The organism is Clostridium sp. (assembly GCF_036781005.1).
Taxonomy (GTDB): Bacteria; Bacillota; Clostridia; order Clostridiales; family Clostridiaceae; genus Clostridium_B.
Map to the genome: position 1 here is coordinate 1 of NZ_DAIQBT010000075.1, position 5,586 is coordinate 5,586.

General features: G+C 30.1%; 7 protein-coding genes, 1 tRNA gene and 2 pseudogenes. 2 read left to right on the forward strand and 8 right to left on the reverse strand.

Features of this window, described 5'->3' with window-relative positions; translation table 11 throughout:
* The 5 genes from V7Q02_RS15770 to V7Q02_RS15790 form a co-directional block, all read right to left on the reverse strand.
* On the reverse strand, window positions 1-1,643 hold a 1,643-nt coding region (locus tag V7Q02_RS15770; RefSeq protein ID WP_333862038.1), incomplete at its 3' end, for a bifunctional DNA primase/polymerase.
* Between the two features lie 11 nt (window positions 1,644-1,654).
* The gene (locus V7Q02_RS15775) at window positions 1,655-1,876 is read right to left on the reverse strand and encodes a helix-turn-helix domain-containing protein (protein ID WP_333862039.1); all 222 of its coding nucleotides are present in this window, start codon (window positions 1,874-1,876) and stop codon (window positions 1,655-1,657) included.
* Entirely contained in the window at window positions 1,876-2,025 is a 150-nt protein-coding gene (locus V7Q02_RS15780) for a hypothetical protein (protein ID WP_333862040.1), read from the reverse strand. Before V7Q02_RS15780 ends, V7Q02_RS15775 begins: the two co-directional genes overlap by 1 nt.
* Window positions 2,025-2,159, reverse strand: coding sequence for a hypothetical protein (locus V7Q02_RS15785; protein ID WP_333862041.1), 135 nt, complete (start codon window positions 2,157-2,159; stop codon window positions 2,025-2,027). The genes V7Q02_RS15780 and V7Q02_RS15785 overlap by 1 nt, the downstream gene beginning before the upstream one ends.
* Window positions 2,160-2,210: 51 nt before the next feature.
* Window positions 2,211-2,399, reverse strand: coding sequence for a helix-turn-helix transcriptional regulator (locus V7Q02_RS15790; protein ID WP_333862042.1), 189 nt, complete (start codon window positions 2,397-2,399; stop codon window positions 2,211-2,213).
* A 227-nt stretch (window positions 2,400-2,626) separates the two neighbouring features.
* On the opposite strand from V7Q02_RS15790, the gene V7Q02_RS15795 reads away from it, so the two are divergent.
* Together V7Q02_RS15795 and V7Q02_RS15800 are read left to right on the forward strand one after the other, a co-directional pair.
* Complete coding sequence (locus tag V7Q02_RS15795; protein WP_333862043.1) at window positions 2,627-3,253, forward strand: helix-turn-helix domain-containing protein; 627 nt, start codon at window positions 2,627-2,629, stop codon at window positions 3,251-3,253.
* Window positions 3,254-3,452: 199 nt separating this feature from the next.
* The gene (locus tag V7Q02_RS15800; protein WP_333862044.1) at window positions 3,453-4,616 is read left to right on the forward strand and encodes a tyrosine-type recombinase/integrase; all 1,164 of its coding nucleotides are present in this window, start codon (window positions 3,453-3,455) and stop codon (window positions 4,614-4,616) included.
* Window positions 4,617-4,719: 103 nt separating this feature from the next.
* Here the strand turns inward: V7Q02_RS15800 and V7Q02_RS15805 are convergent.
* The 3 genes and pseudogenes from V7Q02_RS15805 to V7Q02_RS15815 all read right to left on the reverse strand — a co-directional run.
* A tRNA-Arg gene (locus V7Q02_RS15805) sits at window positions 4,720-4,796 on the reverse strand.
* A gap of 212 nt (window positions 4,797-5,008) precedes the next feature.
* A pseudogene (locus tag V7Q02_RS15995) lies at window positions 5,009-5,149 on the reverse strand (IS5/IS1182 family transposase); the annotation flags it as partial.
* A gap of 181 nt (window positions 5,150-5,330) precedes the next feature.
* Window positions 5,331-5,586 (reverse strand): annotated as a pseudogene (locus V7Q02_RS15815) (hypothetical protein); the annotation flags it as partial.

Sequence of the window (5,586 nt, forward strand, 5' to 3'; positions counted from 1 at the left end):
AACATAGCTATGTTAAAACCCATTCTAACTAAATCCTTATTTTTCCTATTTACTAATACAGGCTCACCACAACACATTGATTTAAAAAATTTATGAACTGTTTTTCCTGAAAGTTCATCATCTCTAACTATATTTACGTGCTTTCCTTCGGCCATAGATATTACAAAAGGTTCTCCAAAATCACCCAGTCCAATGGTACAAATATACCTATTGGCACATATTAGAGCTTCTTGTATATCAAATGCAGCACTTTTGCCATTGCTTCCCTCACCTTTATATATGAAACACTGCTGTACTTCTCTGCTGTGTGGAGATAGCATAAGCCCCCAGGATTCTTGAAGTGTTAGTATGCTGCCTTTATCCAGCGTACTTTCTAAGAACTTTCTAAATTCTGAATTATTGAATTGCTCTTTCCAGTCTTCCACATAATTAGCATGGAATTGAACCTCCAGCTTATATTTAGGGTCGTGGGGCAATAACTGTCCTGTTTCTATGTCAACTACACCATTAAGGCAGTTTATATATCTTTTTTCATCATGAGTATTCCTTGCATCTTCACTATTTAGCATTAATAACTCTGCAAAGTTTTTTGACTTTGTGACCGTCTTGTCCTTATTATTTATTGCATATTTGAAGAACATTTTTTGCACTTCTCTTAGTTCCATATAATCATAAAATCCTTTTTCAGGATTATATAAATACCATAGGTTACCCTTTGTATAACTTGGCTGCTCCTTAATAATATGTTGAACTAAACTCCAATTATCAATATTGCCCTTACTGTCACAATAAGGAGGAAAGGCATATTTAAGAATACTATCAACCTTTTTTTCCACTTCTTCATTACTTAGTGGTGGAGTAAACCAACTCCTATTGTATGTAATGGCATTGGGCAATAGAGCTTCCTTAGTCCTCATATTAGGGTTATTTTTAATCATTAAGCCTAGCCAACTTATTAATGATGTGTCCCTATCACCTTCATTTACCGCCCTATAATATTTACTCTGTGCCATAATAGAAGTTCCGCTATAAGATTTACTGGGCATAGTATTTATATTTTTCTGATACACTTTATCCAGTCCTATTAATTTATCAAAGAGCATCTGTGGCATATCATAAATAGCTTGTCCTGCTGCTTTATATCCTTTAACTTCTCCATTAACTCTCACTCTGCTATCAGGTATTACTACTAAACCACCATCAGTCCTTATATCCACACCAGGTATATAATTGGCCTTGCTTTTCAATCCTTCTCTATAATGAAAATATAAATGCATACCTCCCCTTGGAGTTTCAACGTTGAAAGTATTATATATAACTTCTTTTTGCTCTGCAGGGAAATCTTTTATAAAATCATTAAAGCTATCATATCCATTAACATTGTTATGGTTGTAATCAATGTCTATAACCATGATGCCACTGTCCTTACCGCATATTAGTGACATTCCTGTTAAATTACCGCCCTTTATTTCCCCATTGACCTCTCTCTTGTATATAGATTCTAAAACTTCAAGTTCCTTGGTATTATTAATCCAAAAGTCATTATTCTTCCATGGAAATATTGGAATCTTTGAATAATTCACAAGAGGAATTGTTGGGAATAAAGTTTTCTCTATCATTGAAGTAAATTCTTTTCCCGTCACCTCATTTTCACCTACTTTTTACCGCATTGCTTATTTGCCCATTCTTGAAGTAATTCGGCATTTATAAAATATTTTGTGCCTAGCTTGAATGACGGAAAATCCTTTCTTTTTAATAAATTTTCATACATTGTGTTTCTACCAACTCCCAGAATCTCCATAGCTTCTATTGGACTAACCAATATAACCTTTTTCGTATTACCCTTGAAGCCATCAATAGATTTATATTTTTCCATCAGTCCAAATCCCCTTTATTTAATAACTTATTAAGTACATCCTGGTGTATTTTTCTATCCTTATCACTGTCTTTTGGTATAATTACCCTTAGAGCTTTTATGGCTCTATCTATTTTTTTGATGTTGTCTGGCGGCATGAATTCTAGCATTATTTATCCTCCTTCATTTTTAAAATTAAGCAGCTAATTTTAACCTTATGCTGATATTTGACCTGATTATTCCTATAAAAATCACATTTTGTATTACCAAAGTTGTCAGATTGTAAAAATATTAGCTTGTTCATGCTTGTACCTCCTTAGTATTCTAACTTTAACAAATCTGTCGACCTTTGATTCTAAAAAAACAAATCACATATTTTTACTTTTAACCCTTTAGCAATAAGAATTTTAATACCTTCTCTTGGATTTTTAGCTTTACCATTCTCCAACTTACATAAATATGAGAAGCTTACCCCCGTTAATTTGCTTAAATCTCTAAAACTAAGCATTTTTTCTTTTCTAATTTTTCTCATTTCATTATTCATAAATATCACCTCGTATTCTTAGTACACACTATTATTATAATATATGTGTACTAAAGACACAAAATTAATTATCGTCATTTAATCAATTTATACAATAAATCCTAATTAAATCTTTAGTTTCTTATAGATTTTAATGTTTTTTAAAAAGGAATATATTTATCATTACATATGTTTTATAATAGTAGTGTATATTAAAGATACACGATAAAAATAGAAAGGACACTGCTATGGAATTAAATGAAGATTTAAAAAATGCTCGGATTAAAAAAAAATTAAGTATTAGAAAACTTTCAGAACTTTCAGGAGTTAATGCAAGTTATATCAGTAGATTAGAAAGAGGTGTAGATAAAAATCCTGGAATAGAAATATTGCTAAAGTTGTGCAAATTTTTAGACATTGATATAAGTAAATTTGTTTCATATGCCACTGAAGAAGAGAGAAATATACATTCTTTAAAAGAGATAACTAATCTTATAAATGAAAATCCACAGTATAAAGAAAAAATTTTAGACACTTTAAATTCTATGTATAACATACTAATAGGAGAATTTTATAAACCTAGTAGTTTAAAAAATAGTGATGTAGTCATTAAAACTTTAAATAACAATTTAGAACTTTATAGAGAATTAATGTGGGAGTTGCATAATTTATCAAACGAGAGCTTTGTAGTTAGTGATAAACTTATTAAAAATAAGGACTTTTATAAGCTTTATAATTTAAAAGATGAAAAAACTAAAAGGGTTAATAATATATTAAATGAACTGTTCAATAATTATTTAATAAGATATGGTTTAATAGATGAAGAACCTAAAGAAATCATCTCCAGATTTATTAGAAATCCTAATTTACCTTAAATGCCAATATTTTTTATGATAATTAAGATAAAGTACAGAATGTGTACTGTTATAAATTCAATCTGTACTGCCTTTAAACCCTTGAAAATACTCAATTAGTACAGATAGTACAGATAGTACAGATAAAAAAACAAAAATCAAAAAATACACTTGCATATCTTGCACATTGCACATAATTTATTTTGAAAGGAGTAAGACTATGGCTAAAACCACATATAGAAAAAGAAAAATCAATGGCAAGGAATATTACTTTTACAGGTTAAGACATAAGAATTTAAAAAAGCCTAAAGATATGTATAGCTCCACTGTCAAAGAGCTTAATGCTAAAATAAAAAGTGCTGTAAATGAGCTTGATAATGGTATTACTGATAATAGAGAATACTTTGGGGCATTTATAAAGGAATGGCTGTATAATACACATCTAGTAAACAAAAAGCCATCCACTAGAGAGAGGTATGACAGTGTATTCAGGAATTATATTGATGATAGTCCTATTTATGATATTAAATTAAAAGACTTGACCCCACTAGATATACAGGATTATTATAAAAAGTTGGTGGCATCAGGGAAAAGTATAGCAGCCATAAAGAACCTTCATAAGTTAATAGCTCCGGCCATTAGATATGCCTATGATAGTAATAGGATTGTAAAAGACTTTTCAAGAGCCATAGTATTACCACAAGACAATGAGCAAAAGAAATTAAAAAAAATTAATGATGTAAGGCCATTTACCATGGATGAACAAATGAAATTTATTGAGACCATAGAAGGAGAACCTTTGGAGATGCTTTTTCTTACCGCCCTTGATACTGGACTAAGACAGGGAGAATTATTTGCTCTTACTTGGAAGGATGTAGACTTTAATAACTCATGTATTAGAGTAAATAAGTCTTTTAAAAGTGTTAGAAATATTGATAATGGCACATATGAAAGCATTACCCAAACGCCTAAAACAAGTAACGCTGTTAGGGTTGTACCTATGCCAGAACATCTAATACCTAAATTAAAACAATATAAACTACAGCAAAAGAAATTAAAATTTAAATTGGCTAATTTATATGAAGATAATAACCTTGTGTTTTGTAATGAGTTTGGCAAGCATTTAGATAGCAGCAATGTTCGTAAAAAGCTAAAGAAGGTACTTGAAAACATTGGTCTTCCGGATAGAAGATTCCATGATTTAAGACATACCTTTGCCACTAGATTATTTGAATTAGGTGAAAATCCTAAAACAGTACAGGAGTTACTGGGACATGGTAATATTTCTATAACTTTAGATACATATACACACGTATTGGATGATATGAAGGTAAAGGCAGTATCAAAATTGAATGATTTATATGCAAGTATGAGGAGGAAATAATCCTTCTTTTATTTTATAAAAAACTATAAGGGGTAAAAAGAGGGGTAAAATTTAATTCAAGACAAAATAATAACCGCTGAAACTTAGTGTTTTCAACGGTTTCTGGTGCATCAGAGAGGACTTGAACCCCCGGCACGCTGGTTCGTAGCCAACTGCTCTATCCAACTGAGCTACTGATGCATATTATAAATATTATATTAACATAAATAATATTTAAAATCAATTTTAATATTCTTATGTCAGAGATTTAGCACTTAAGTTCTAGTAAAAATATTTTTTTACTAGAACTATATTTTATTACACTTAGAGCTTATCCCTAAATTATTTTAATCTTTCTGAAAGTGATAAAAGCACAGGCAAGCTTAATAAGCTCCAAAATAGGCTGCATCTGTTTTCTCAAATCGAACAAGCAATTTTCTAAAACGATTCATCCATGAATGGGTTACTTCTACTACCCAACGACGAGCTTTGTAAGCTGGATTGTTCTCCATATTCTTTTTTTCTTGTCTTCTGGAAACTACATGAGGAATATAGCCTCCTGACCTACGAACAGTAAATTTATATGAAATTCCAGTGGATACAATAGTTGGTGTTAATTTATGTATTCTATAATTTAACTGTGTTTTAAGTTCATTATTACTGAATAAATTGATTAAAATGTAAACAGAGATTTATACTTATGACAGTGCTTTGTGTCAATGTAAATAAAAGTAATTAAGATTCATATAATGTAAAAACAATCTTTAAATAGTAGTGGCTTTTCAGGGAATTATAGCATCTGTTAAACCATTTAATGCCAGATCTAAAAAGACTGTAAATTCTAACTTGATTCCCTTTTAGTGTCTTTGTGGCTCTAATTATTTTATTTTTCTTATCCTTTGTACATCTAATACAATATTTAAATTTTAAAGTTTTATCTATAAGTTGAAATAAATCAACACTTTTAAAGCCCCTGTCTGCAAGAATTGTA

Bases quoted from the DNA above. Each gene is read 5' to 3' on its own strand.
- V7Q02_RS15780 (WP_333862040.1), bottom strand. From the start codon at position 2,025: ATGCTAGAATTCATGCCGCCAGACAACATCAAAAAAATAGATAGAGCC.
- V7Q02_RS15785 (WP_333862041.1), bottom strand. From the start codon at position 2,159: ATGAACAAGCTAATATTTTTACAATCTGACAACTTTGGTAATACAAAA.
- V7Q02_RS15775 (WP_333862039.1), bottom strand. From the start codon at position 1,876: ATGGAAAAATATAAATCTATTGATGGCTTCAAGGGTAATACGAAAAAG.
- V7Q02_RS15795 (WP_333862043.1), top strand. From the start codon at position 2,627: ATGGAATTAAATGAAGATTTAAAAAATGCTCGGATTAAAAAAAAATTA.
- V7Q02_RS15800 (WP_333862044.1), top strand. From the start codon at position 3,453: ATGGCTAAAACCACATATAGAAAAAGAAAAATCAATGGCAAGGAATAT.
- V7Q02_RS15790 (WP_333862042.1), bottom strand. From the start codon at position 2,399: ATGAATAATGAAATGAGAAAAATTAGAAAAGAAAAAATGCTTAGTTTT.